Genomic DNA, 23,135 nt, shown 5'->3' with positions numbered 1-23,135 from the left:
ATTCGGCCAGGTCGACGCGGCAAGGTACCTGTCACGGCGACCGCTTGGGCTTACGTTGGTGCCGGTACAGGCGCGCCACGTACGACAGGAGATGCTCATGACCTCGGGCTCCGACCACTCCGAAGACTCCGACCAGGTGTTGTCCCGGATCGACTCGACCGTGCCGCACTCGGCCCGGATGTGGAACCACTGGCTGGGCGGCAAGGACAACTACGAGGTGGACCGCGCCGCCGGCGACCAGATCCGCCAGCTCCACCCGGGCATCCTCGACTACGCCCGCGCCGACCGGGCCTTCCTCGGGCGTGCCGTGCGCCACCTGGGGCAGGACGCCGGCATCCGGCAGTTCCTCGACATCGGCACCGGCCTGCCCACCGCGGACAACACGCACGAGGTGGCCCAGCGGGTGGCTCCGGAGTCGCGCATCGTCTACGTCGACAACGACCCCCTGGTACTGACCCACGCCAGGGCGCTGCTCACCAGCACATCCGAGGGCGCCACAGACTACGTCGAGGCCGACCTGCACGACCCGGAGTCCATCCTGCGGGAGGCGACGCGCACGCTCGACCTCGGAAAGCCGACCGCGATCATGCTGCTGGGCATCGTCATGTTCGTCGCCGACACCGACCGGGCCCGGTCGATCATCCGGACCCTGGTCGACGCGGTGCCGTCCGGCAGCTACCTGGTGCTGTCGCACACCATCACCGCGCCCGGCCTCACCGACGTGGACGAGGCGGTCAGGTTCTGGAACTCGGTGGGCACGCCCAAGCTGCACCAGCGGACCCCGGAGGAGGTCGCGACGTTCTTCGACGGCATGGACCTGCTGGAGCCCGGGGTCGTCTCCTGCTCGCGCTGGCGCCCCGAGCCGTCGCCGTTCGGCGGTGAGCCGGAAGAGCCGGAAGAGCCGGAAGAGCCGGAAGAGGTGGCCTTCTACTGCGGCGTGGCCCGCAAGCCGTAGCAGACCTCGTGGCAAGGCCCCGCGACCGTGCCACCGCCACCGCGCCGCGTGCCCCCGCCGCCTCCGCCCGGCACGGACCTCTGTCCGGGGTGGCGGAGGTCCGTTGCCGGTTCGGAACCGGCGGCCCCTGTCGCCGGCGGTTACCCCACGGTAAGAATGGGCTCGCCCCCTCGCACCGCCGTACCGCAGCCCCTGGGAGAGCCCGTGACCCCCACCGACCGATCCGCGCGGCTGCTGGTCGGCCTGCTGGCCACCGCCGGAGTGGCGCACTTCGCCGTGCCGCGCCCCTTCGACGCGATCGTGCCGTCGTCCCTTCCCGGCAGTGCCCGGACCTGGACCCGGGTGAGCGGCGTCGCCGAGCTGCTGCTGGCCGCGGCCGTCGCGGTGCCTCGCACCCGCCGCGTCGGCGCGCTCGCCACGGCGGCCTTCTTCGTCGCGGTACTCCCGGCCAACGTCAAGATGGCCCGGGACTGGCGGAACCGGCCGCTGCCGGTGCGGGCCGCGATGTACGGCCGGGTGCCGCTCCAGGTACCGCTGGTGCTGTGGGCGCGCAGCGTCGCGCGCGACGCCCCGGCCCGCAGCGGTCGCTGAACCGCCGCTGAGGCCCCCTCCCGGCGGTGGGCCGCGCGCGGAACAGCGCGCGGCCCACCGGCGGCAGCTCGGGGCGGGGCCGTTCCGCCACACTGGTCGTATGGCCCGACGCACCCCGCCCCCACCCCGTGACGTTCCCACCCGGCGCACCCCGAAGCCGCTCGACGGCTGCCCCTGCGGCCTGCCCGCCGGCTACGCGGACTGCTGTTGCCCGCTGCACCGGGGCGAGGCCGCCGCGCCCTCACCCGTGCGGCTGATGCGCTCGCGCTACGCGGCGTTCGCCGTCCGCGACGAGGCGTACCTGCTGCGCAGCTGGCACCCCGCCACCCGGCCCGGCCACCTCGGTCTCGACGCCGGCACACGCTGGACGGGCCTCGATGTGCTGGCCGAGAGCGGCGGGACCGCGTTCCACCAGGAGGGGACCGTCGAGTTCCGGGCGCACTTCACCGAGAAGGGCCGGGCCGGCGCGCTGCACGAGCGGAGCCGATTCGTGCGGCATGAGGGCGCCTGGGTCTACGTGGACGGCGAGATCCTGCCGTGAGCCCGTCGAGGGAGCAGGGCCCGGCTGCCGTCGGCCCCGCCGCGCCGGGGCAGGGCCTGGACCTGCTGGTCGTCGGGTCGGCGAACGTCGACCTCACCACGGCGGTCGAGCGGCGGCCCGGGCCGGGGGAGACCGTGCTCGGCGGTGACCTGGTGACGAGCCCCGGCGGCAAGGGCGCGAACCAGGCGGTGGCCGCCGCCCGGCTCGGCGCGCGAGTGGCCCTACTGGCCCGCGTCGGAGACGACGCGCACGGCCGGCTGGTCGCCGCCTCGCTGGCGGAGGCCGGGGTGCGCACCGACGCGCTGCTGACCGGGGCCGGGCCCACCGGTGTCGCGCTGATCACGGTGGACTGCGAGGGCGACAACAGCATCGTGGTCGCGCCGGGGGCGAACGCCCGGCTGACCCCGGACGACGTGCACGCCGCCGGTCCGCTGTTCGAAGCCGCCCGGGTGGTCTCGCTGCAGCGGGAGATCCCGCCGGAGACGGTGCGCGCCGCGGCGGGCGCCGCGACCGCGGCCGGGGCCCGGGTGGTCCTGAATCCCTCTCCGCCGGGGGGCGTGCCGCCCGAGGTGCTGGCCGTCTGCGATCCGCTGGTCTGCAACGAGCACGAGGCGCGGACCCTGCTGGCGGACGGTCCGGGTGACGCTGCGGAGCCCGCGCAGAGCCCCGACGCGCACGAGTGGGCGACGGCGCTGCTGGGACGCGGACCCCGCTCGGTGGTGGTGACCCGCGGCGCGGCGGGAGCGGTGCTGGCGACACCTGACGGCGTGCGGAGCGTGCCCAGCCCGCAGGTGACCGCGGTGGACACCACCGGCGCCGGAGACGCGTTCACCGGCGCCCTGGCCTGGCGGCTGTCCGTCGGCGACCCGCTGCCGGACGCCGTGCGCCACGCGGTACGGGTGGGAGCGGCGGCGACAACCCGCGCGGGAGCCCAGGCGACCGGGCCGCTGCCCGACGCCCCGCCGGCCGACTGACCTGCGGGCACGCCCAGCTCATCCTCAGGCGCGGTGATCACCCGCTGGTTTGCTGCCCGGGGCGCCGGGAACCCGGTGACGGCCGCGCGCCGCACCCCCGCATTGGACGGGCGGCATCCCAGCGGCCGTCCGAGGAGGCGCGTCCCCAAGGCGTCCTCGCCCAGTGAAGGAGCACCCGATGCCGTCGGCCACCCCCGACACCCTGCCGGCCCGGCCGGAGCCGCCCCGGCAGATCGCCGCCACCGGCCCCGCCCTTCCCCCCGGCAGAGGAGAGCTGTCGGACGCCGTGATCCGCGCGCTGTCCGGCCCGCCCGGCGGCGCCCGGCTGCTGCCCGAGCGGTCCGCCGGCGCCCCCGACCCGGTGCAGGCGGCCGACCCGTACGGCGACGACCTGCAACTGGCGCTCTACCTCTGCTACGAGCTGCACTACGCCTCCTTCGCACAGGTCAGCGGTGACTGGGAGTGGGACCCGGAACTGCTGCGGCTGCGGGCCGCCCTGGAGGGCCGCTTCCTCGGCGCGCTGCGCGAGGACGCCACCCGGCACACCGCGGTGGCCGACGCGATGGCGGGCCTGCTCGTGGAGCCCGTCGACGGCGACGGTGTGTCGCACTTCCTGGCGAGCGAGCGCGGAGAGCTGTGGCAGGTGCGGGAGTACGCCGCCCAGCGTTCGCTCTACCACCTGAAGGAGGCCGATCCGCACGCCTGGGTCATTCCCCGGCTGCGCGGACAGGCGAAGGCCGCCATGGTCGCCGTGGAGTTCGACGAGTTCGGCGCCGGGCGCGGCGACCGGGTGCACGCCGAGCTGTTCGCCGCGCTGCTGGCGGACCTGGGACTGGACCCGGCCTACGGAGCCCATCTGGACGCCGCGCCGGCGCCGATGCTCACCCTGGTCAACCTGATGTCGCTGTTCGGCCTGCACCGCACCCTGCGCGGCGCGCTCGTCGGCCACTTCGCGGCGGTCGAGATCACCTCCTCGCCCGCCTCCCGGCGTCTGGCGCAGGCCATGGAGCGGCTGGATGCGGGGGAGGCCGCCGCGCACTTCTACCGGGAGCACGTGGAGGCCGACGCGGTGCACGAGCAGATCGTGCGGAGGGACGTGGTGGCGGACCTGCTCCGCCAGGAGCCCGGGCTGGAGGCGGACGTGGCCTTCGGCATGGACGCGACGGAGTTCACCGAGCAGGCACTCGCGGACCACCTGCTGACGTGCTGGCGAGCCGGCCGCTCCTCCCTGCGCGTCCCGTTGCGGTAGCCGTGCCTCCCGCAGCGGGCCTGCGAAGGCAGCCGGCCGGCTGCGGGAGCGTGCGGTGGGGGAGGTCCGGGGGCGGGGCGACGGCTGCCCGCCCGCCCGAGGCTCAGCTCCGGGACGGGCCCTCGGCCGCCGGGGATGCGTCGCCGTCTCCGGGGGATTCGCCGGTCCCGCCGGGCCCGTCGGCCCCGGCGCCACGGTCGCTGCCGCTCCGCTCGTTGCCGCCCGTGCGGCGGCGGTGGCTGGTGTCGCACCAGGGGTAGCTGCGGCTGCGGCGGCAGGTGCACAGCGCCACCACGAACCGGTCGGACCGCTCCGTCCGGCCGTCGGGCAGCACCACTTCCACGGGGCCCTCGATCAGCACCGGGCCGCCCGGCTCCGTCGTGACCCGGCGGGCCGGCTCAGTCCTGTCGTCGGGCACGGACCACCACCAACTCCTCCTTGTCGGCGCCGGGCGCGATCAGGCCGCGCTCGGTCAGCCAGGACGCACGCGACCGCATCACCGGACCGAACGGCACGAAGCGCCGCTCGGTGACCGATGCCGCCATGCCGGCCCGGCCCAGCAGTTCCACCGTCTGCTCGGCGCCGCACAGCGCCGAGTGCACCATCAGCAGCACCCCGCCCGGGGCGAGCAGGTCGGTGGCGCCCCGGCAGATCCGGTCGATGAACACCCGGCCGTCGGGCCCCGCGTCCCACGCCCGTGCCGGACCGCGGCGCGGCAGGCGCACGCCGGGAGAGGGCACGTAGGGCGGGTTGGCCAGGACGAGATCGAACCCGTCGGCGCCGTCAGGCGGCACCAGGTCTCCGCGGACGACCCGTACCCGCAGGCCGTTGAGGCGTGCGTTCAGCCGGGCGGTGAGCACCGCCCGGGCGGACGCGTCCGTAGCGGTGACCCGGCCGGCTCCGGACCGGGCCGCCGCCATGGCGAGCGCGCCCGTGCCGGTGCCCATGTCGAGCACTCTCGACTGCGGACCGAGCCGCTCGTTGCGCAGCGACTCGACGAGGAGGTCGGTGTCCTCCTGCGTGGCGTACACCCCAGGGGGTTTCAGGATCAGCACGGCGGTCGGGTAGCCCGTGATCAGCGGTGCAAACCCGTGTCCTTGCTGGTCGTGAAGCTGCCGAACGCTCCGGCCACCCGCTGGGCCGGTCGGCTCAGCGCCCGAGCGCCCTGGCGAGTTCGTCCTTCCTCATGGAGGAGCGGCCCTTGATGTCGCGGCGCTGCGCCTCCGCGTAGAGCTGGTCGTACGTCGGGCCGGCCGCGCCGGAGTGCGACCGCTGACCGCCGCGCCGGGACGACGACATGTCCTCGGTCGAGACGCGGCTGGCGGTGCGGCTCTCGCCGGAGCGGGCCCGCTCCTTGTTCACGGTGCGTGCGGCGATCTCCTTGGCGCGCTCAGTGCTGCCGCCCCGCTCCTCGACGCTCTCCTTGATGTGCTCGTACTGCCGTTCCCGCTTGGGTGAGGAACCGCTCGGCATGGGATCGACCTCCTCGGTGACGCGGTGGTGGGTGGTCGGGCGGGTACCCGATGGGCCGGAGCACAAGCCAGTGCACGCGGGTCGTCCTCCCGGCCGCCCCCCAGGGGGTCGCTCCGGCGGGTCACTCCCGCGCGGCGTCGGCGAACCCGACGTCGCCCGCCGAGCAGACGGTGGCGCCCATGTTGCGCTCCATCATCTCCAGCGCCGCGTCGGCCAACTCGGAGTGGATGTGGGCGACCGCGTCCCGGGGGACGGTGACCTCGAGGTGGCGGATGTGGGCATCCAGCGCGGAGTACAGCACGCACTGCTCGGTGACCTGTCCGCACAGCACCAGGTGGCGCGCACCGAGGTCGGCGAGCAGGTACTCCAGCGGCGTCTGGTAGAAGATCGAGTGACGCGCCTTGATCACGAACAGCGAGCTGTCGTCCGGGCGGACCGGTTCGACCAGTTCGCGGTGCGGACCCTCCAGAGCGGTGTTGATCAGCTCGTCGTGATGGGAGCGCCACCGGCCGAAGTTGTCGTTGAAGTAGACGACCTCGGTGCCCGAGCGCCGGGCCGCGTCGATCAGCCGGCGGATCTCGGGCAGCGCCTTCTCCACGGAGGGCCGCAGCAGCTCCGCGTCCGGGTGGTCGTAGGTGTTGATCATGTCGATGACCACAAGGGCCGTGTCGCCCATGGCGGTCCTCCTCGTCTCCGTGCCGTTCCCGGCCGCGTCCGTCGGGTCCTGCCTGCCCCACCGGGGCGCAGGCGCCGACCGGAGCCCTCAAGCCGAGCCGCTCAGGACCTTGTCGGTGGCGTCCAGCAGGTCCATCGCTACCAGCGGAGCGTCCCGGATCGCCTTGACGGGGGTACGCGCGGTCGGCACCAGCACACCCCTGGCGCCCGCCGCCCGGGCCGCAGCCATGTCGGACCCGATGTCGCCCACCACCACGCAGTGGCGTGGCTGCACACCCAGCCCCAGCGCCGACCGGTGCACCAGGCCGGGCGCGGGCTTGCGGCAGCCGCACCCCGCGTCCCGGCGGTGCGGGCACACACTCCACATGTCGAACCGGCCGACCAGCTCCTCCACCCGGTCGTGGACGAGCAGCAGCTCCTCCCACAGGACCAGCCCCTCGTCGACCACCGGCTGGTTGGTCACCACCCCGACCCGCACCCCGTGCGCCCGCAGCCGGCGCAGCGCTTCCCGGGCCCCCGGCATGGGCTGGACCAGTTCCGGGTCGCGGTTGGCCGGGCGGTCCACGATCAGCGTGTCGTCCCGGTCGAACAGCACGGCGCGTGCGGGGATCACTGCTCGCTCCGAGCCGTGGCCCCCCGGTGGCGCAGCCGCCCGAGCGGGCGGTGCTTCGCTCTCGGGGATTCGTTGATGCCGAGGAGGTGCATGGGGTTCTCCGTGCAGAGGGAGGGCGAGCACGCGGGCGCGGGCCCAGCTGGTTTCCGCAGTTGCCGGGGGCCGGGATATGAAACACAAGCCCACCTGGCCGTCACTCGGACGGAGCAGCAGCGCGCCGGGCTCACCACGTGAACGACGCGAACCACGTGAACGACGCGAACGACGCGAACGACGCGAACGACGTGAACGACGCGAACCTCGCGAACCACGGGATGGGGGTGCCTCGGTGCTTCCCGCCGTTCGCCGGACCGCCCGCCGGGCGCCCGCGGGTTCAGGGACGGGAGCCGGCGCCGGTGGCCAGCTCGGCCGCCCGGCCGCCCGTCAGGCGGGACGCCAGCGGAGGCGTCGGACCGCCCGCTCCCTCCCGCATACCGGCCAGCAGCTCCGCCACGGCCTCAGGACCGGACCGCAGCGGCTGCCAGCCCAGCTCCCGCCGGGCCCGCCCGCTGTCGAGCAGCGGCAGGTGCATCAGCGCGTCGAACAGGTCGGGCGAGGCGGGTACCAGCCGCAGCCGCCACGCGGCGGCCAGCGCCGCGCGCAACGGTGCCGGCGGCAGCCGCACCGGGTGGCGCGCGCCCAGCAGGCCGGCGAGCACCGCGGTGTCCACCGGCGGTTCCGACGCCAGGTTGAAGGCGCCGCTGACCGGGCTGGTCACCGCACGCCGGAAGGCGTCGGCCGCGTCGTCGGTGTGCAGCGCCTGGAAGCGCAGCCCGGCCACGCCCGGCAGCACCGGCAGCACCCCGGGCCGCAGCAGGCGGTTCGGGAGGAGCGGGCCGGCGAACAGCCGCCGCTGCTCCATCGCGGACTCCCGCTTGAACAGGAAACCGGGCCGCATGCGCACCACCCGCACGCCGGGGTGGTCGCGGGCGAAGACGTCCAGCACCCGCTCGTTGTACGCCTTCTCCCGCGAGTAGGCCGCAGCCGGCCAGCCGTGCGTGGGCCAGCTCTCGTCGACCCGCCGCCCGGTGTCGTGACGCGGCCCGGGGGAGTAGGCGGCCACCGACGAGGAGTACACCACCGTCGCCACCCCCGCCGCCGCGGCGGCTCGCAGCACCCGCACGGTGCCGAGCACGTTGGTGCGCCAGGTGGTGAGCGGCGACCGGCTCGGCTGCAGCAGCCAGGCGAGGTGCACCACTGCGTCGGCGCCCTGGAAGTGGCCGGTGAGCACGTCCTCGCTGCCGTCCTCGCCGACGTCTGCGGCGGCCCACTCGGTCTTCGGCGGAGCCCGGTGGGGGAGGCGCCGGGCAAGACCGAGGACCGAGCCGATGCGCGGGTCCTCGCCCAGCGCCGCGAGCACGCTGGTGCCCAGGTTGCCCGTCGCTCCCGTCACCACCACCCGCAGCGGCGCGGACTCCGGTTCGACTCCTGCGGCCGGGTCCGGGGCCGGGGCCCCGGCGGGCTGTTCGCTGCTGCCGCCTCGCTCGGGCATGCGCTGCTCCCTTCCGCTCCGCGGCCGGAGGGCCGCGGGCGCGGAGTACCCCTCGACCGGGTTCGGAAACGGCCCCCGGTCCAGCGGCGGGGCCGCTCCCGCAGGGTGTTCTGCCCGGTGGCGTGGGCCGGGCCGCGGCCGTGCTGCCTCACTTCCTGCGGGGCAGCACCAGGCCGAGGGCGACCATGCCGACACCGAGGACGAGGTGCAGCCAGTCGTCGGCGGTGTTCAGCGGCACGAAGTTCGCGTGGCTGCCCTTGTCGATCACCAGGCCGTAGACCCACAGCACCAGGTACACGGCACCGCCACCGATCAGGTAGGCGCGGGCCAGCGAGGCGGTGCGGGACATGGCGACACCTGCGAGGCCGAACACGAAGTGCACCAGGTTGTGCAGCACGGAGACCTGGAAGACACCCAGCAGCTCGGCTTCGGACTCGTGGCCCGCGAACGTGATGCCGTCCAAATTGGTGGTGATGCCCGGGATGAAGCCCAGCAGACCCACCACCAGGAAGACCACCCCGACCACCAGGGCGGCGAGAGCCACCGGTGAACGGCGGGGGGAGACGGGCGGGGGGTTGGTCATGGCGTTCTCCTGACATGTTCCGGACCGGAAGTGAGGGCCACCGGGTCTCCCCGCCGCACTCCGCGAAACCTCGGCGGGAGGGTGGCGCGTACCCGGTCGCGCGGTCCGTCGGCACACAGGAGGAGAACTTTCCGTTTGCCGCCGGACTGGGCGGGAAGCCGCCGAATGATGCTTCGGACCGGAGGCACAACCACTGGGGGAGACTTTTGCCCGCAGCCGGCTGTCTCCGCTCTTGTCGGTGTGTTCTCCCCCGGTGACCGCTCTCATCGCAATCCGCGTTCACTGGAGAGGCCACCATGACCTTGCAGAGCCCCACGCCCATGAGTGCGCACCGCGCTCGCCGCCCGCACAACGACGCACCCGACACCGACGCCGATTTCCGGCGGCTGTGCGCCATGGACGAGGGTGCCGAAAAGGATCTGCTGCAGCAGCGGATCGCCGAAGCATGGCTGCCGATGGCACATCGGCTGGCGCTGCGGTTCCGCAACCGGGGGGAGTCCCTGGAGGACCTCCAGCAGGTGGCGGCCCTGGGTCTGGTGAAGGCGGTGAGCCGCTACGACCCGGACCGCGGCAGCGCCTTCGAGAGCTTCGCCGTGCCCACGGTGGTCGGGGAGATCAAGCGCCACTTCCGCGACCACCTGTGGGACCTGCACGTGCCGCGCAGAGTGCAGGAACTCCGCAACCGGGTGCGCACGTCCATCCGGGACCTGACCCTCCAGCCCGGAACGGACAGTCCCACCGTCGCCCAGGTGGCCCGGCACAGCGGCCTCACCGAGGAGGAGGTGCTCGACGGCCTCGAAGCGCTGGAGAGCTACCGCACGCTGTCCCTGGACGCCCAGCTGACCGGCGCCGAGGACGGCTATTCCCTGGCCGACACGCTGGGTTCGGCAGAACCGGGTTTTGATCAGGTGGTCCAGCGGGAAGCCGTCAAGCCGGAACTCCAGAAACTTCCCGAGCGGGAACGCCGCATCCTCTACATGCGCTTTTTCCAAGGAATGACCCAGAGTCGTATCGCGGAGGAGCTGGGTATTTCGCAGATGCACGTGTCGCGGCTGCTCAGTCGGACTTTCGAAGCCATCCGCCAGGGGGTCGAGACGAGCGAGGAGCGAACATGTCACACACGCGTCGCTGCTTGAGAACCGCGTAGCTGGAAAGAAGAGCTCCGCAGAAGAAACCACACACGCCTTTTCACGTGCGTTGCCTCGTGAGGCCAACAGGGGAGGAACTCACGCATGAGTCGTTCCAATGTGTTCGTCATCGGTCTGGACGAGGGGAACCTGGACACGCTCCGGGAGGTTCCGGAAGCGCAGGAATGCACGTTTCATTCACTGCTGAGTATCGAGGAGCTACAGCACGGCGAAATCGACCCGGAAGAACTCCTGAAGAAGGCCCAGGTCAAGCTGGACGCCTTCGAGGGGTCCGTCGACGCGATCGTCGGCTACTGGGACTTCCCCGTCAGCACGCTGGTGCCGATGCTCTGCAGCCGCTACGGCCTGCGCAGCACCAGCCTGGAGGCGGTGGTCAAGTGCGAGCACAAGTTCTGGAGCCGGCTGGAGCAGGGCAAGGTCATCGAGGAGATACCCCGCTTCGGCATCGTCGACCTGAAGGGTGAGGCGAAGGTCCCGGAGGGGATGTCGTTCCCCATGTGGCTCAAGCCGGTGAATTCGTACTCCTCCGAACTCGCCTACGGGGTCGCCGACGAGCAGGAGTTCCACGAGGCCGTCGACCGCATCCGTGAGGGCGTCTCCCGCATCGGCCGCCCCTTCCAGTACGTGCTCGACCAGATCGAGCTGCCCCAGGAGGTCGAGGCGGCCGGCGGTGAGGCCTGCCTGGCCGAGGAGCAGATCACCGGTGAGCAGGTCGCCGCCGAGGGCTACGTGTACAACGGCGAGGTCACCGTCTACGGCGTGCTCGACTCGCACAACTACCCCGACAGCTCCTGCTTCCTGCGCCACCAGTACCCCTCGTCGCTGCCGGACGAGGTCACCGGGCGCATCAAGGACATCTCCCGGCGGGTGATGGAGCAGATCGGCATGGACTCGGCGACCTTCAGCATCGAGTTCTTCTACGACCGCGCCACCGACCGGGTGAGGCTGCTGGAGATCAACCCGCGCCACTCCCAGTCCCACGCCGAGCTGTTCGAGTTCGTCGACGGAGTGCCCAACCACCATGCGATGGTGAGCCTCGCACTCGGCCACGACCCGCGGATGCCCGACGACCAGGGCCGCTTCAAGGTCTCCGGCAAGTGGTACTACCGTCGGTTCGAGGACGGGGTCGCCCGGCGGGTGCCCACCGGCGAGGAGGTCGCGGCCCTCATGGAGAAGGAGCCGGGTGTGAAGATCGAGATCGTGCCCGAGCAGGGCCAGCGACTGTCCGAGATGCCCGGCCAGGACAGCTACAGCTTCGAACTCGCGCACCTGTACATCGGGGCGGACAGCGAGGAGGAGCTGTGTGCCGCCTACGACCGGTGCACCGCGGCGCTGGACTTCCAGTTCGACGAGTGACCCACCGGGGGCGCCGGCCCGGACCCCGCCCGGGGCCGGGCCGGCGCCCCCGCCCGTCCCGACCGACAGAACGAGCCACTCCGGGAGGAGAACCGGTACATGCGCGTGGTGAGCAGTTTCCCGTACGCCATCCAGCAGGAGGAGCACGTCTGGATCACCGTCTCCGACGGCACCCGCCTGTCGGCCCGCATCTGGCGGCCGACCTGCGCCGACGACGAGCCGGTGCCGGCGGTTCTGGAGTACATCCCCTACCGCAAGCGCGACCTCACCTCGGTGCGCGACTCCGTCCATCACCCCTACCTCGCCGGGCACGGCTACGCCTGCGTCCGGGTGGACCTGCGCGGTACGGGCGAGTCGGAGGGCGTGCTGTGCGACGAGTACCTGGAACGGGAGCAGCAGGACGCGGAGGACGTGCTCGCCTGGATCGCCGACCAGCCGTGGTGCGACGGGCGCACCGGCATGATGGGCCTGTCCTGGGGCGCGTTCAGCGCACTGCAGGTCGCGGCCCGGCGCCCGCCGAGCCTGCGGGCCATCGCCATCGCGTCGTTCACCGACGACCGGTACGCGGACGACATGCACTACATGGGCGGCTGCCTGCTCTCCGACAACCTGGCCGAGGCCGGCACCATGTTCGCCTACGCGACGCTGCCGCCCGATCCGGCCCTGGTCGGTGAGCGCTGGCGGGAGATGTGGCACGAGCGGCTGGAGAGCAGCGGCCCCTGGGTCGCCGAGTGGCTGCGCCACCAGCGCCGGGACGACTACTGGCGGCACGCCTCGGTGTGCGAGGACTACGAGGCCGTCCAGGTGCCCGTGCTCGCGTCGAGCGGCTGGGCCGACGGCTACTCCAACGCGGTCACCAGGCTGCTGGAGAACCTGAAGGTGCCCGCGAAGGGCCTCATCGGCCCCTGGTCGCACAAGTTCCCCCACCTGGGTGAGCCGGGCCCGGCCATCGGGTACCTCCAGGAACTGGTCCGCTGGTGGGACCACTGGCTGAAGGACCGGGACAACGGTGTGATGGACGGTCCCGTGCTGCAGGCGTGGATGCAGGAGAGCGTGCCGCCCTCCACCTCCTACGAGGAGCGCCCCGGCCGCTGGGTGAGCGAGGAGGACTGGCCCTCGCCGCGCATCGAACCCACCGCGCACCCGCTCAGCAGGCACCGCGTCTGCGCGCCCCACGAGAAGCCGGAGGACGAGGCGCTGACCATCCAGTCGCCGCTCTCCGTGGGGCAGTTCGCGGGCAAGTGGGCCTCCTACAACGCGCCGCCCGACCTGCCCTACGACCAGAGGGAGGAGGACGGTGGCTCGCTGGTCTTCGACAGCGACGTGCTCACCCACCGGCTGGAGATCCTCGGTGTGCCGTCGGTGGAGTTCGAGTTCACGGTGAGCGAGCCCGTCGCGATGATCGCCGCCCGGCTGTCGGACGTGGCGCCGGACGGCAGCGCGACCCGCGTCAGCTACGGCCTGCTCAACCTCAACCGGGTCGACGAGGCCGGAGCGGGCGGCGGCGAGCCCGAGCCCCTGGAACCCGGTCGGCGGTACCGGGCGGTGGTCCGCCTCAACGGCGTGGCACAGGCGTTCCCGCCGGGCCACCGGGTGCGGCTGTCGCTGTCGACGTCGTACTGGCCGCTGGCCTGGCCGCCGCCGCGCCCGGTGCTGCTGGGCGTGCACGCGGGCGCGTCCACGCTGACGCTGCCGGTGCGCCCGGCGGACGGCACCGAACCGGCCGCGCCGGGCTTCGCGGAGCCCGAGGGCGCCGAGCCGCTGGCCAGCAGCCGGACCCGGCCTCCCGAGCAGAGCTGGAAGGTCTCCCGTGACCTCGTCGACTACCGCTCGGCGCTGGAGATCGTGAAGGACGCCGGTGTCGTGCACTTCGACGACATCGACCTCGACGTGGGCCGCCGGGCGTACGAGCGCTACGACTCGATCGCCGACCAGTTCGACTCGGCACGTGGCGAGTCCGCGTGGACGATGACGTTCCGGCGCGGGGACTGGCACGTGCGCACCGAGACCCGGACCGTGCTGAGCTGCACCCCGGAGGAGTTCCTGGTGGACGCCACGCTGGACGGCTACGAGGGCGAGCGGCGGGTGTTCTCCCGCACCTGGAACCTCACCCTGCCCCGCGACCACCTCTGAGCCGCACATCCCCGAACACGGCACTGCCCCGCAAGCGCGCGCTTGCGGGGCAGCGTCCGTGTCCGCCGGCTCACTCCCGGCGGTCGTGGCCCCCGCCCGGCCCGGCTCCGTCCTCGCCCGGCCCGGCTCCGTCCTCCGCGCCGCTCCCGGCGGCACCGGGCCCGTCCGCGGCCATGCCGCCCTCGGCCACCTTGCGGGCCTGGAGCGGAGAGGTCGCCGGGCCCTGGATGACGCTGCCGTCGACCCCGAAGCGGGAACCGTGGCAGGGGCAGTCCCAGGTGGTCTCGGCGTCGTTGAACTGCACCAGGCACCCCAGGTGCGTGCAGCGGGCCGACACGGCCTGCAGCGTGCCGTCGTGGTCGCGGTGGACCGCGCAGCGCCTGCCGTCGATGCGCACGATGGCACCGTCACCCGGGGCGATCTCGGTCACGGAGTCCGCGTGCGGGGTGCGTACCCGGTCGCCGATGAAGTGCCGGGCCACCGACGCCTGGAACTTCACCAGCTTCTGGGCGGCGCGCAGCCGCGGCACCCGGCGGGGGTCGTAGATCTTCGCCCACGGCGGTGAGTCCGTCCCGGTGACGGCTGCCGCGAGCAGCGTCCCGGCCAGCACCCCGCTGCTCATGCCCCAGCCGCCGAACCCGGTGGCCACCCACACGTGGCGGGCTCCCGGATGGAAAAGCCCGATGTAGGGCAGGGAGTCCTCGGTGTCGTTGTCCTGGGTCGCCCACCGGTAGTCGAGGGACACCCGCGGGAAGTGCTCGCGGGCCCACCGGCTGAGGCGGTCGAACCGCTCGGCGACACCCTCGTCTCCCGGCGTGAACGACTCCCCGGTGACCAGCAGCAGGCGCCGGTCGTTGCTCAGCGGCGCGGTCCGCACGGAACGTGTGCGGTGCTCGGGCGTGATGAACATGCCTGCCGGGTCGTCCTCTGCGGGGATCGCCCCTGCCACCACCAGCTCGCGGCGCGGCTTCAGCCGGGCGAACATCACCGCCCGGTCGAACACCGGGTAGTGCGTGGCCACCACCACGTCGCCGGCCGTCACCTGCGCCCCGTACTCGGTGGTCAGCCGGCACGGCGAGCCTTCCTTGAGTTCGACCACCCGGGTGCGCTCGTGGATCACCGCGCCGTGCTCCAGCATGTCGCGGGCGAGCCCCAGCAGGTACTTGCGGGGGTGGAACTGCATCTGGTCGTCGACCCGCACCGCTCCCGCCACGGGGAACGGCAGCGTGGTGTACGTGACGAAGGACGCCGCCAGCCCCGCCTCGCGGGCGGCGTCCGCCTCCTCCCGGATCTTCTCCACGCCCTTCTCGGACTCGGCGTAGACGAACGCGGGCGCGCGCTCCAGGTCGACGGCGAGCCCCAGATCGGCACAGACACCGACGACGTGCTGCACGGCGTGCGACTGGGCCTGCGCGTGCAGTGCGGCCGTCCCGGCGTCGTGCGCCCTGCGCACCGCCGAGTAGGTGAGGCCGTGCAGGGCGGACAGCTTCGCCGTGGTGTGGCCGGTCACGCCGGCGGCGATCCGGTCCGCCTCCAGCACGGCGACCTTGCGGCCGCGGCGGGCCAGTTCCCAGGCGGTGCTGAGCCCCGCGATGCCGCCGCCGATCACGGCGACGTCCACCTCCAGCGCGCCGGTGAGCGGCGGATGGGAGGTGGTCTCGGTCGATTCCATCCAGTACGAGCCGTGCACGGTGCCATCAAGAGCCATGGGGACGCGGTTTCCCCGCGCGGCCCGAACGTAACGGTCCCGGGCCGACCGGTTGCGCCGGCGCCGTCCGCGCCGTTTCAGGGACCGCCCGCGCAGGTACCCGGACACCTCACCCGAACACCGCAGACCACCGTCGCAGACCACGGACCACACCCGAATCGGAGCGCCCTTGATGAAGCCCCTGAACGGCACGCCCTCCACCCACGGCCGCCTGGCCCGCCCGGACGCCAGGGAGCGCATGCAGGTGCTGCGGTACGTGCTGCTGCCCGCCGTCGCCGGCGGCGCGATCATCCGCCGCCCCGGGAACCTGGCGACGGCCGCCCGGCGGGACTGGGACGGCAAGGGAGTGCAGGTGTCGGAGCGACTGCACGAGCGGTACGGCGCCGGGCCGCTGATGCTGCTCGGCCGGGGACGGCCCGCGGCCCTGGTCCTGGACCCCGGCGACAGCACCCGGCTGCTGGAGGGCACCCCCGAGCCGTTCAGCGCGGCCCCGTGGGAGAAGCACGCCGCGCTGAGCCAGTTCCAGCCGCACGGTGTGCTGATCAGCGAGGGCAGGGAGCGCACCGCGCGCCGCCACCTCAACGAGCAGGTCCTCGACACCGGGAAGGCCGTGCACAGCCTCGCCGACCGCCTGACGCGGATCGTGCGGGAGGAGGCCGGTGACCTGGTGGAGGCCCGCGAGGCGGGCAGCGTGGTGGGCTGGGAGGAATTCGACGCCGCCTGGTGGCGCGCGGTCCGGCGCATCACCCTCGGGGACGCGGCCCGCCACGACACCGTCATCACCGACCAGCTGAACAAGCTGCGTGCGGCCGGCAACTGGGCGATGCTGAGCCCCCGCCGCCGGCTGCTGCGCGCCGCGTTCTCGCGCCGCCTGGCCGCCTACGCCGACCGGGCCGAGCACGGCACGCTGATCGCCCGCGCCCGTGCGGAGGGACTGCCGGACGGGACGGACCCGGTCGGCCAGGTCCCGCACTGGCTGTTCGCCTACGACGCGGCGGGCTGGGCCACGTGGCGGACCTTCGCGCTGCTCGCCACCCACCCGGCGGAGGCCACCCGCGCCCGGCAGGAGGCAGAGCAGGCCCGGAGGGACGGCTCCCCGATGCTGCCCTTCCTCCGGGCCTGTGCCATGGAGTCGGTGCGGCTGTGGCCGACCACGCCGCTCATCCTGCGCGAGAGCAGGGAGGAGACGCAGTGGCACGGCAGGACGGTGCCTGCCGGCACGCTCTTCGTCATCTACGCGCCCTACCTGCACCGCTCCGCCACGGCCGGTGACGCGCGGGACCGCTTCGCACCGCAGAGCTGGCTCGAGGGCGCCGCGCCCACCAACCCCGCTCTGCTGCCGTTCAGCGCGGGCCCGGCGGGCTGCCCCGGCCAGGACCTGGTGCTGCTCACGATGAGCGCCTGGCTGGCGGAGTCACTGGCCGGGCACTCCTGGTCGCTGGAGTCCTCCTCGCCGCCTGCGGACCTCGGCCCCGACCGGCCGCTGCCGGCCGGGATCAACCACTACGGCCTGGAGTTCGCCGTCCACCCGGCCGGTGACGGGGCCTGACCCCCGGACCCGGCGGGCCCGGGGGCTGTCGGCGGCAGCGGCGGGTTCAGACGGCGGGTGCGGGGCGGAAGACCTCGTCGGCGGCGCGCAGCCGGAGCCGTTCGAGCAGGTCGACCTGCGCTTCGGCGCGGAACCGCAGCTCCTCCAGCCGGTCCGCGTCGAGCCGCCCGGGGGCGTCGGCGAGCCCCGCGAGCAGCCGCCACAGCAGAATCCTGGCCTGCACAGCCAGCAGCATCCCCTCCAGCTCCACGACGGTCCGCAGCGGTGAGGAGGTGGTGAGGCGGCCGTTGGTCTTGAGGCGGCCGGCCCTCTCACCCAGCCAGGCGGCCACCAGGCGTGGACGGCTCACCGGTACGCCGAGCGAGCGCATCACGGCCAGCAGCGCGGCACGGTCCTGCTCGGCCTCCGCCGCCAGCCGTTCCAGGTCGACGGCCATGGCCGTCTCGGTGTGTCCGTCGCGGAGCCGGTGGGCGAGTTCCACGCTCGCGGTGGCGGCGGTGAGGTGGTCGTTGAGGTAGATGCGGAGCATCTTCGTTTCCTGCCCGCCCTTCTCGGCGGCGGTGTAGGAGTGGGACATCGGTGCGCTCCCGGGTCGTCGTGGCACGGTCCGCGTCCGGGTGCCCACTCGGGGCCGGGGCCGAACCGGCGCCCGTCCCGGCCCCTGGGACGGCCCGGAGACGGCCCCGGGGGCGCTCACGGCGCGGAGTTCAGCCGCGTGCGCCGGTGGTGACCGTGCGTTCGGCGGAGAAGCGGCCCCAGGTGCCGTCCGGGAGCCGGGCCCGCAGCTTCACCCGGTGGGTGGTGCCCTCGCGGTCGCTGATGAAGAAGCTGTGCGCGGCTTCGCGGTCCGGCGCCCTGTCCCCCCAGGACAGCGTGGTGGCGAACTCGCCGTCGAGGTGGATCTCGTACTCGGCCACCTCACCGCCGGTCCTCGGCGGCGTCCAGGTCAGCTCCAGGTCCCAGCCGCCCTCGGTACGGCTGCTGGTGGCGGTGAAGTCCGCGGGTGCGGTGCTGGCGCCGCCCCCGGGACCGGTGGCGGTGGTGAGCTCCACCGCGTTGCTGGCGGGCGAGGCGTTGTCCGCGGTGTCCCGGGCCCGGACGGTGAACACGTAGTCGGTGCCGGGACGCAGACCGGTCACCAGCGTCGACGTCTCGTCGCCGGGAACGCTGTGGATACGGGTGTCGCCCTGGTGGATGTCGTAGCTGGCGACGCCCAGGTTGTCCTCGGACTTCTTCCAGGTGAGCGTGGCCGCCCGCGCGCCCTCCGCGCGACCGGTGAGGCCGGTGGGTGCGGTCGGCGGCTCCTCGTCGTCGGTGTCGGCGGACAGCATGGTCACCGGCACCTTCCGGCTCGGCCGGGAGAGGTTGCCGGCGGCGTCCTTGGCGCGCACGGTGAAGGTGTACTCCGCCGACGGCTCCAGCCCGGCCACGTCCACCATGTACCGGTCGCCCGGCACCTCCTCGACCTTCTCCTCGTCCCGGTACACCTCGTAGCCGGTGACCCCGACGTCGTCCGTGGACTTGTTCCACATCACGTGTGCCGAGGTGGAACTGCTGGCCTGCACGGTGAGTCCGGCCGGCGGCGTGGGGGGCCGGCCGTCGGAGTCACCGAGAAGTCCGCAGCCGGTCAGCGGCAGGCACACGGCAGCGGCGAGCGCCAGCGGGCCGGGTATGCGTCGCACGGGATGCCTTCCCATCGGAGCAATGGTCTAGACATATATGGCACAGCTGCCGCCGCACATCAAGGGATCGCACCACCGGGCCCGGTGGTCAGCAGCCGCCCATCGGCTCCAGTCGCTGCCACGGGCCCGCCGGACCGGGCCGGTCGGCCGTCTCCACCCGGTGCAGGATCACTCCCTCCCGGACCGCCCACGGGCACACCCGGACGCTCTCCAGGCCGAGTTGCCGCATCGCCTCGTGGGCGACGACCGCGCCCGCCAGGGCCTGCCCGGAACGGGCGGTGGAGATGCCCGGCAGCTTCGCGCGCTCCGGCGCGGGCAGGGCGGCGAGCTGCTCCACCGCACGGCCGAGGTCGTCGACCCCCAGCACCCTCGGCACCCGGGGTCCGGCGCGTCGCGGCGCCGCCCCGCACAGGCGCGCCAGCTGCTGGAAGGTGCGGGAGGTGACGACGGTGGTGGACGGCCCCGAGTCGTGTATCCGCCGTACCGCGTCGGCCAGCTCGCCCTGCACGTGCAGGCGCAGGCGCTCCAGTACCTCCGGCTCGGGCGGGTCCTGCCCGGCGAACCACTCCCGGGTGAGGCGGCCGGCACCCAGCGGCAGGCTCATCGCGAAGTCCGGACGGCCGTCCCCGGCGGCCACCTCCAGGCGGCTGCCGCCGATGTCCAGCAGCGTCAGCGGCCCGGCCCTGCGGCCCGCCCAGCGCCGGGCGGCCAGGAACGCCATCTCGGCCTTGCGGCCGGGCGGCAGCACCGGCAGCCGGACGCCGGTGCGCTCCTTCACCGTCCGCTGCAGCTCCGCGCGGTCGGGCGCCTCCCGCACCACGGCGGTCGCGTACACCATCAGCTCCTCGGCCCCCGCCTCGCGGGCCCGGTCACGGCACTCGGCCACCGCGTCCGCGATCCGGTCGGCGGCGGCCTTCCCCAGCCGCCCGTCCCGACCGGCCAGCTGGGCGAGGCGAAGCCGCCGCCGGGCCGAGTCGACGGGTTCCAGCACACCCTTGACCGAGTCGGCCACCAGAAGTGACGCCGACTGCGATCCCACGTCCAGAACACCTCTACGCATCTGAGCGAAGTACCCCCATAAAAAGAAGCCATTCTGTCATGAGCACCTTCCGGCCGTCCCGGAGGGCCGCTCTAACCCGTCAGCGCGGCGGCGTTCACCCGCCGTCCGACCGGTTACCCCGACGCCCGGCGGCCATCCGCCGACCGGCCGGTCGGGCGGACGGAGCACCCACGGCAGGTACCGCAGGCACCACGCGCCCGGCCGGCCCACAGCAGGCCCGCCCCCCGACAGGCTGCCCGGGCTCATGCTCGGCGTGGGCCCCGGCGGTTCTGTGGGACGGACTGTTCCACACCGTCACCTGGCCGGCGGTGCTATTCGGCCTGGCCCTGCTCCACCAGCGCTTCACGCACCACCGGCGACGGGTGCGGGCGTCCCGCAGCCTGCGGGGCTGGGTGCTCGTCGGCCTCCCGCGCGGTGGCGGGCGCCGCCGTGACGCTGAGCGGGCCCGGTACCCGGCCCGGCGGCCCGGTCGCGAACCGACCGGTGCCAGTGCCCGCCCGGCCGCTGTCCTGCGGCTGCGGGGCGCCGCTGATCAGTCGGTGTCCTCCCGGACCAGGTGGAACAGCCCGCCCTCGCGGTCCCGGCACGCGGCCACCGTTCCGGCGGGACCCCGGTGCGGGGGAGTGACCAGGCTGCCGCCCGCCTCCTGGACCCGGCGCACGGCCCGTGGCACGTCCGCAACCTGGAAGTGCACGTGCCACTGCGGCCAGCTGTGCCGGGTGGCGGCGGAGCGGTCGGCGCCGCCGGAGATCTGCGCCACCCGGCGTCCGGCGATCCGCAGCACCACGCGGTCGTCCTCGAAGCGGATGTCGAAGCGCTCGGAGTGCTGCGTGTCCCATCCGAACACCCCGCCGTAGAACAGGGCGGAGGCGAACGGATCACGGGTGCGCAGTTCCAGCCACGCCGTGGAGCCGCTTCGGCCGCCCACCTCCCAGCGCCGTGTCACCTCGCCCTGCCAGATACCGAACACCGCCTCGTCCGGCCCGGCTGCCCACGCGGCACGGCCGCCGTCGAACTGCATCGGCCCCACGGCGACGGTCCCGCCGCGCTCCCGGATGCGGGCGGCGGTCTCGTCCGCGTCGTCGGCCGCCAGGTACGGCGTCCAGGCCACCGGGAAGTGCGTCTCCCGGGCCATGGTTCCCAGCCCCGCCACCGGCACGTCGTCGATGAGCGCCACGGTCCGGCCACCCGGCTTGTGCAGCCCGGCGGTGTACTGCCAGCCGAAGACGGCGGCGTAGAAGTCCTGCGCGGCCTCAAGGTCGCGTGCCATCAGGCTGACCCAGCAGGGCGCGCCCTGGAGGGCCTGCACCATGACCGGCAAGGTGCTCGCCTCCCTTCCGTGGGGACGGTCGTTGCGTTCCACCCTCGGTCCCGGCGGCGTCACACGCCACCGGAGCCAACGCCGTGCACCTCCACGGGTTAGCCCCTGGGGCAACGGGAAACCCGGCTCGGGCCGGCACCTGCCGGCGGACGACGCAGGCCAACGACAGAACGACTAAACGACTAGAGGAGGCGGCATGACCACGGCACGAGACATCATGACTCCGGGCGCCGAGTGCGTCGGAGCCGAGGACACCGTGCTGAGGGCGGCGCAGCGGATGACGGAACTGGGCGTCGGCGCGCTGCCGATCTGCGGCACCGACGACAAGCTGAAGGGCGTCGTCACCGACCGAGACGTGGTGGTGAAGGTACTCGGCGCGGGCAAGGACCCCGCCGACGTGAAGGTCGGCGACCTCGCTCAGGGGGAGGTCGTCACCATCGGCGCCGACGACGGCGCCGAGGAGATCATGGTCACCATGACCCAGCACAGGGTGCGTCGCCTCCCGGTCATCGACGGGCACCGCCTGGTGGGCATGGTCGCCCAGGCGGATGTCGCCAGGGCGCTGCCCGACCCGCAGGTGGGCGACCTCGTCGAAGCCCTGTCGGTGGACTGAGGTGCCGCGGATGTGGACCGGGACGGAGGAGCGGCGGCCCACGGGCACGCCGCGCCTGATGGTGCGCACCGGCCCCGAGGGCCTGGAGCGCGTCCGGCACCGCGAAGGCGAGTGCGCCACCCTGCTGCCGCTGCTGCGCCGGGCCGCGGGCACCAGGGGCCGGGTGGCCCGCCTGGGCGGGCTCACCCGCCGCGAGGCGCGGGCCGCGCTGCGTGCGCTGGAGGACTGAGCAGCCGCGGGCGCCAAGCCGCGGCGGGCACGGCGCCAAGACGCGGCGAGGGGCCGCACCACACGCGATCCACGCGCTGTGTGGTGCGGCCCCTCGGCGTTCGGTCCGGCAATCCGCCGGGCGGCCCGGTCAGACCCTGCAGTGGTCAGACCTTGCGGTAGCGGGCCATGGCCAGGGAGAAGGCACCGAAGAGGACGAGCCCGGTGGCGACCACCACCAGCAGCCACGGGCCTGCGGGAGTCTCGGCGAAGGAGCGCAGGGTGTTGTCCAGCCCCTCCGCCTCGTCCGGGTCGTACTGGACGGCGGCCTGGACGACGAAGACACCCACCGCGGCGAACACCACGCCGCGCGCGGTGCCGCCGCCCACACCCAGCACGTCGACGATCCGCCGGACCGTCGCGGACATCTCGCCCAGCTTCAGCTCGTCGTGGTACTTGCGCATCAGCGCCTTGCCCGCGGTCCACACCCCGGCCGCGGCGATGGCGACACCGGCGGCGCCCACCAGCCACTGGCCCGCGGGCAGGTCCAGCACCTGGGTGGTGGCGTCCTTGGACTGCTTGTCGCTGGAGTTGGACCCGCTGCTCTTCGCGCCCGCGGCGACGGCGAGCACGGAGTACGTGATGACGGCGTAGGCGAGACCGCGGAATCCGGAGACCACCCGCTTGGAAGCCTTGTGCCCGTCGGGCCCGGCGACGCCCACCGCCGCCTCGGAGAGCCGCCACAGCGCCATACCGGCAAGGCCGATGCCCACCGCCCAGACCAGGTAGGCGCCGAAGGGCCGGGAGGCGAGTTCCTGGAGGGCGCCGCCCCGGTCGGCCTCCTGGCTCTCGCCGCCGAAGGCGATGCGCAGCGCGATGGCGCCCATCAGCAGGTAGATCACCCCTCGGGACGCGAGTCCCCAGCGGGCTGCCACGCCCATGGCGCGGCTGTTGGCGGCCCTGCGCGCGCCGCGTTCGGCGTGGTTCCGGCCGCGTGTGACCGATGGTGCGTTCATCCTCAAGCCTCCTTGGTCCCGACTCCCCGGGTCGGGCCCTGACCCGCTTGCCCGGCGAACCGCGGCAGAAACGAGCATCCGGCCGCACCGGGGACGGCTTTCGGCCATCGCGTGTGCGGGGCGCGTCCCCGTACAACCATTCGGGTGGCTGGATGGT

24 protein-coding genes and 1 pseudogene are annotated in these 23,135 nt (G+C 73.5%); 12 read left to right on the top strand and 13 right to left on the bottom strand.

Annotation, left to right across the window (positions count from 1 at the left end; translation table 11 throughout):
- The first annotated feature begins 97 nt into the window (after positions 1 to 97).
- The 5 genes from QNO07_RS00705 (at position 98) to QNO07_RS00685 (ending at position 4,310) form a co-directional block, all read left to right on the top strand.
- Complete coding sequence (locus tag QNO07_RS00705) at positions 98 to 955, top strand: SAM-dependent methyltransferase (RefSeq protein WP_283989303.1); 858 nt, start codon at positions 98 to 100, stop codon at positions 953 to 955.
- A 204-nt stretch (positions 956 to 1,159) separates the two neighbouring features.
- Positions 1,160 to 1,546: a DoxX family protein gene (locus QNO07_RS00700; protein WP_283989302.1), complete on the top strand. Its 387-nt coding sequence runs from the start codon at positions 1,160 to 1,162 to the stop codon at positions 1,544 to 1,546.
- 100 nt (positions 1,547 to 1,646) lie between these two features.
- The gene (locus QNO07_RS00695; RefSeq protein WP_283989301.1) at positions 1,647 to 2,087 is read left to right on the top strand and encodes a YchJ family protein; all 441 of its coding nucleotides are present in this window, start codon (positions 1,647 to 1,649) and stop codon (positions 2,085 to 2,087) included.
- A gap of 56 nt (positions 2,088 to 2,143) precedes the next feature.
- Positions 2,144 to 3,061, top strand: coding sequence for a ribokinase (locus tag QNO07_RS00690; RefSeq protein ID WP_283989593.1), 918 nt, complete (start codon positions 2,144 to 2,146; stop codon positions 3,059 to 3,061).
- A 178-nt stretch (positions 3,062 to 3,239) separates the two neighbouring features.
- Positions 3,240 to 4,310 carry an iron-containing redox enzyme family protein gene (locus QNO07_RS00685; protein WP_283989300.1) on the top strand — a complete coding sequence of 357 codons (1,071 nt, stop codon included), beginning with the start codon at positions 3,240 to 3,242 and terminating at the stop codon, positions 4,308 to 4,310.
- A 103-nt stretch (positions 4,311 to 4,413) separates the two neighbouring features.
- Here QNO07_RS00685 and QNO07_RS00680 read toward each other — a convergent pair whose 3' ends face one another.
- The 7 genes from QNO07_RS00680 to QNO07_RS00650 form a co-directional block, all read right to left on the bottom strand.
- Positions 4,414 to 4,728 (bottom strand): CDGSH iron-sulfur domain-containing protein, encoded by a 315-nt coding sequence (locus tag QNO07_RS00680; protein ID WP_283989299.1) that lies wholly within the window; start codon positions 4,726 to 4,728, stop codon positions 4,414 to 4,416.
- Positions 4,709 to 5,365 carry a HemK2/MTQ2 family protein methyltransferase gene (locus tag QNO07_RS00675; protein ID WP_283989298.1) on the bottom strand — a complete coding sequence of 219 codons (657 nt, stop codon included), beginning with the start codon at positions 5,363 to 5,365 and terminating at the stop codon, positions 4,709 to 4,711. Before QNO07_RS00675 ends, QNO07_RS00680 begins: the two co-directional genes overlap by 20 nt.
- Positions 5,366 to 5,459: 94 nt before the next feature.
- Positions 5,460 to 5,783: a plasmid stabilization protein gene (locus QNO07_RS00670; RefSeq protein WP_283989297.1), complete on the bottom strand. Its 324-nt coding sequence runs from the start codon at positions 5,781 to 5,783 to the stop codon at positions 5,460 to 5,462.
- A gap of 121 nt (positions 5,784 to 5,904) precedes the next feature.
- Positions 5,905 to 6,459: a cysteine hydrolase family protein gene (locus QNO07_RS00665; RefSeq protein WP_283989296.1), complete on the bottom strand. Its 555-nt coding sequence runs from the start codon at positions 6,457 to 6,459 to the stop codon at positions 5,905 to 5,907.
- An 87-nt stretch (positions 6,460 to 6,546) separates the two neighbouring features.
- Positions 6,547 to 7,071: an HAD-IIIA family hydrolase gene (locus QNO07_RS00660; RefSeq protein WP_283989295.1), complete on the bottom strand. Its 525-nt coding sequence runs from the start codon at positions 7,069 to 7,071 to the stop codon at positions 6,547 to 6,549.
- Between the two features lie 373 nt (positions 7,072 to 7,444).
- Positions 7,445 to 8,602, bottom strand: a complete 1,158-nt coding sequence (locus QNO07_RS00655; protein ID WP_283989293.1) for an NAD-dependent epimerase/dehydratase family protein — start codon at positions 8,600 to 8,602, stop codon at positions 7,445 to 7,447.
- 148 nt (positions 8,603 to 8,750) lie between these two features.
- Positions 8,751 to 9,185 (bottom strand): DUF4383 domain-containing protein, encoded by a 435-nt coding sequence (locus QNO07_RS00650; protein WP_283989292.1) that lies wholly within the window; start codon positions 9,183 to 9,185, stop codon positions 8,751 to 8,753.
- Between the two features lie 296 nt (positions 9,186 to 9,481).
- Between QNO07_RS00650 and QNO07_RS00645 the strand changes: the two genes are divergently transcribed.
- The 3 genes from QNO07_RS00645 (at position 9,482) to QNO07_RS00635 (ending at position 13,822) form a co-directional block, all read left to right on the top strand.
- Positions 9,482 to 10,321, top strand: coding sequence for a SigB/SigF/SigG family RNA polymerase sigma factor (locus QNO07_RS00645; RefSeq protein ID WP_283989290.1), 840 nt, complete (start codon positions 9,482 to 9,484; stop codon positions 10,319 to 10,321).
- A gap of 96 nt (positions 10,322 to 10,417) precedes the next feature.
- Positions 10,418 to 11,689, top strand: a complete 1,272-nt coding sequence (locus QNO07_RS00640) for an ATP-grasp domain-containing protein (RefSeq protein ID WP_283989289.1) — start codon at positions 10,418 to 10,420, stop codon at positions 11,687 to 11,689.
- Positions 11,690 to 11,788: 99 nt separating this feature from the next.
- Complete coding sequence (locus tag QNO07_RS00635; protein ID WP_283989288.1) at positions 11,789 to 13,822, top strand: CocE/NonD family hydrolase; 2,034 nt, start codon at positions 11,789 to 11,791, stop codon at positions 13,820 to 13,822.
- 70 nt (positions 13,823 to 13,892) lie between these two features.
- Here QNO07_RS00635 and QNO07_RS00630 read toward each other — a convergent pair whose 3' ends face one another.
- On the bottom strand, positions 13,893 to 15,530 hold the full coding sequence (locus tag QNO07_RS00630; RefSeq protein ID WP_283989287.1) for an FAD-dependent oxidoreductase: 1,638 nt from the start codon (positions 15,528 to 15,530) through the stop codon (positions 13,893 to 13,895).
- A 172-nt stretch (positions 15,531 to 15,702) separates the two neighbouring features.
- On the opposite strand from QNO07_RS00630, the gene QNO07_RS00625 reads away from it, so the two are divergent.
- A complete protein-coding gene (locus tag QNO07_RS00625; RefSeq protein ID WP_283989286.1) occupies positions 15,703 to 17,079 on the top strand; it encodes a cytochrome P450 in 1,377 nt (458 codons plus the stop codon).
- Positions 17,080 to 17,125: 46 nt separating this feature from the next.
- Here the strand turns inward: QNO07_RS00625 and QNO07_RS00620 are convergent, their stop codons facing one another.
- The 3 genes from QNO07_RS00620 to QNO07_RS00610 form a co-directional block, all read right to left on the bottom strand.
- A complete protein-coding gene (locus QNO07_RS00620; RefSeq protein ID WP_283989285.1) occupies positions 17,126 to 17,656 on the bottom strand; it encodes a hypothetical protein in 531 nt (176 codons plus the stop codon).
- Between the two features lie 130 nt (positions 17,657 to 17,786).
- Positions 17,787 to 18,761 (bottom strand): fibronectin type III domain-containing protein, encoded by a 975-nt coding sequence (locus tag QNO07_RS00615; protein WP_283989283.1) that lies wholly within the window; start codon positions 18,759 to 18,761, stop codon positions 17,787 to 17,789.
- An 88-nt stretch (positions 18,762 to 18,849) separates the two neighbouring features.
- Positions 18,850 to 19,800, bottom strand: coding sequence for a Ppx/GppA family phosphatase (locus QNO07_RS00610; protein ID WP_283989282.1), 951 nt, complete (start codon positions 19,798 to 19,800; stop codon positions 18,850 to 18,852).
- Positions 19,801 to 19,859: 59 nt separating this feature from the next.
- On the opposite strand from QNO07_RS00610, the pseudogene QNO07_RS00605 reads away from it, so the two are divergent.
- A pseudogene (locus QNO07_RS00605) lies at positions 19,860 to 20,168 on the top strand (hypothetical protein); the annotation flags it as partial.
- A gap of 185 nt (positions 20,169 to 20,353) precedes the next feature.
- On the opposite strand, the gene QNO07_RS00600 reads toward QNO07_RS00605, so the two are convergent.
- Positions 20,354 to 21,133, bottom strand: a complete 780-nt coding sequence (locus QNO07_RS00600; protein WP_283989281.1) for a VOC family protein — start codon at positions 21,131 to 21,133, stop codon at positions 20,354 to 20,356.
- A 205-nt stretch (positions 21,134 to 21,338) separates the two neighbouring features.
- On the opposite strand from QNO07_RS00600, the gene QNO07_RS00595 reads away from it, so the two are divergent.
- Positions 21,339 to 21,755: a CBS domain-containing protein gene (locus QNO07_RS00595; RefSeq protein ID WP_283989279.1), complete on the top strand. Its 417-nt coding sequence runs from the start codon at positions 21,339 to 21,341 to the stop codon at positions 21,753 to 21,755.
- Positions 21,756 to 21,765: 10 nt separating this feature from the next.
- Positions 21,766 to 21,984 (top strand): hypothetical protein, encoded by a 219-nt coding sequence (locus QNO07_RS00590; RefSeq protein WP_283989277.1) that lies wholly within the window; start codon positions 21,766 to 21,768, stop codon positions 21,982 to 21,984.
- 145 nt (positions 21,985 to 22,129) lie between these two features.
- On the opposite strand, the gene QNO07_RS00585 is transcribed toward QNO07_RS00590, so the two are convergent.
- On the bottom strand, positions 22,130 to 22,978 hold the full coding sequence (locus QNO07_RS00585) for a DUF1206 domain-containing protein (RefSeq protein ID WP_283989276.1): 849 nt from the start codon (positions 22,976 to 22,978) through the stop codon (positions 22,130 to 22,132).
- Positions 22,979 to 23,135: the final 157 nt, after the last annotated feature.

The organism is Streptomyces sp. 549 (assembly GCF_030124175.1).
In the GTDB taxonomy this organism is placed as follows: Bacteria; Actinomycetota; Actinomycetes; order Streptomycetales; family Streptomycetaceae; genus Streptomyces.
Note: the sequence above shows the minus strand (reverse complement) of the source record. Positions and strands in the feature narration are given on the sequence as shown.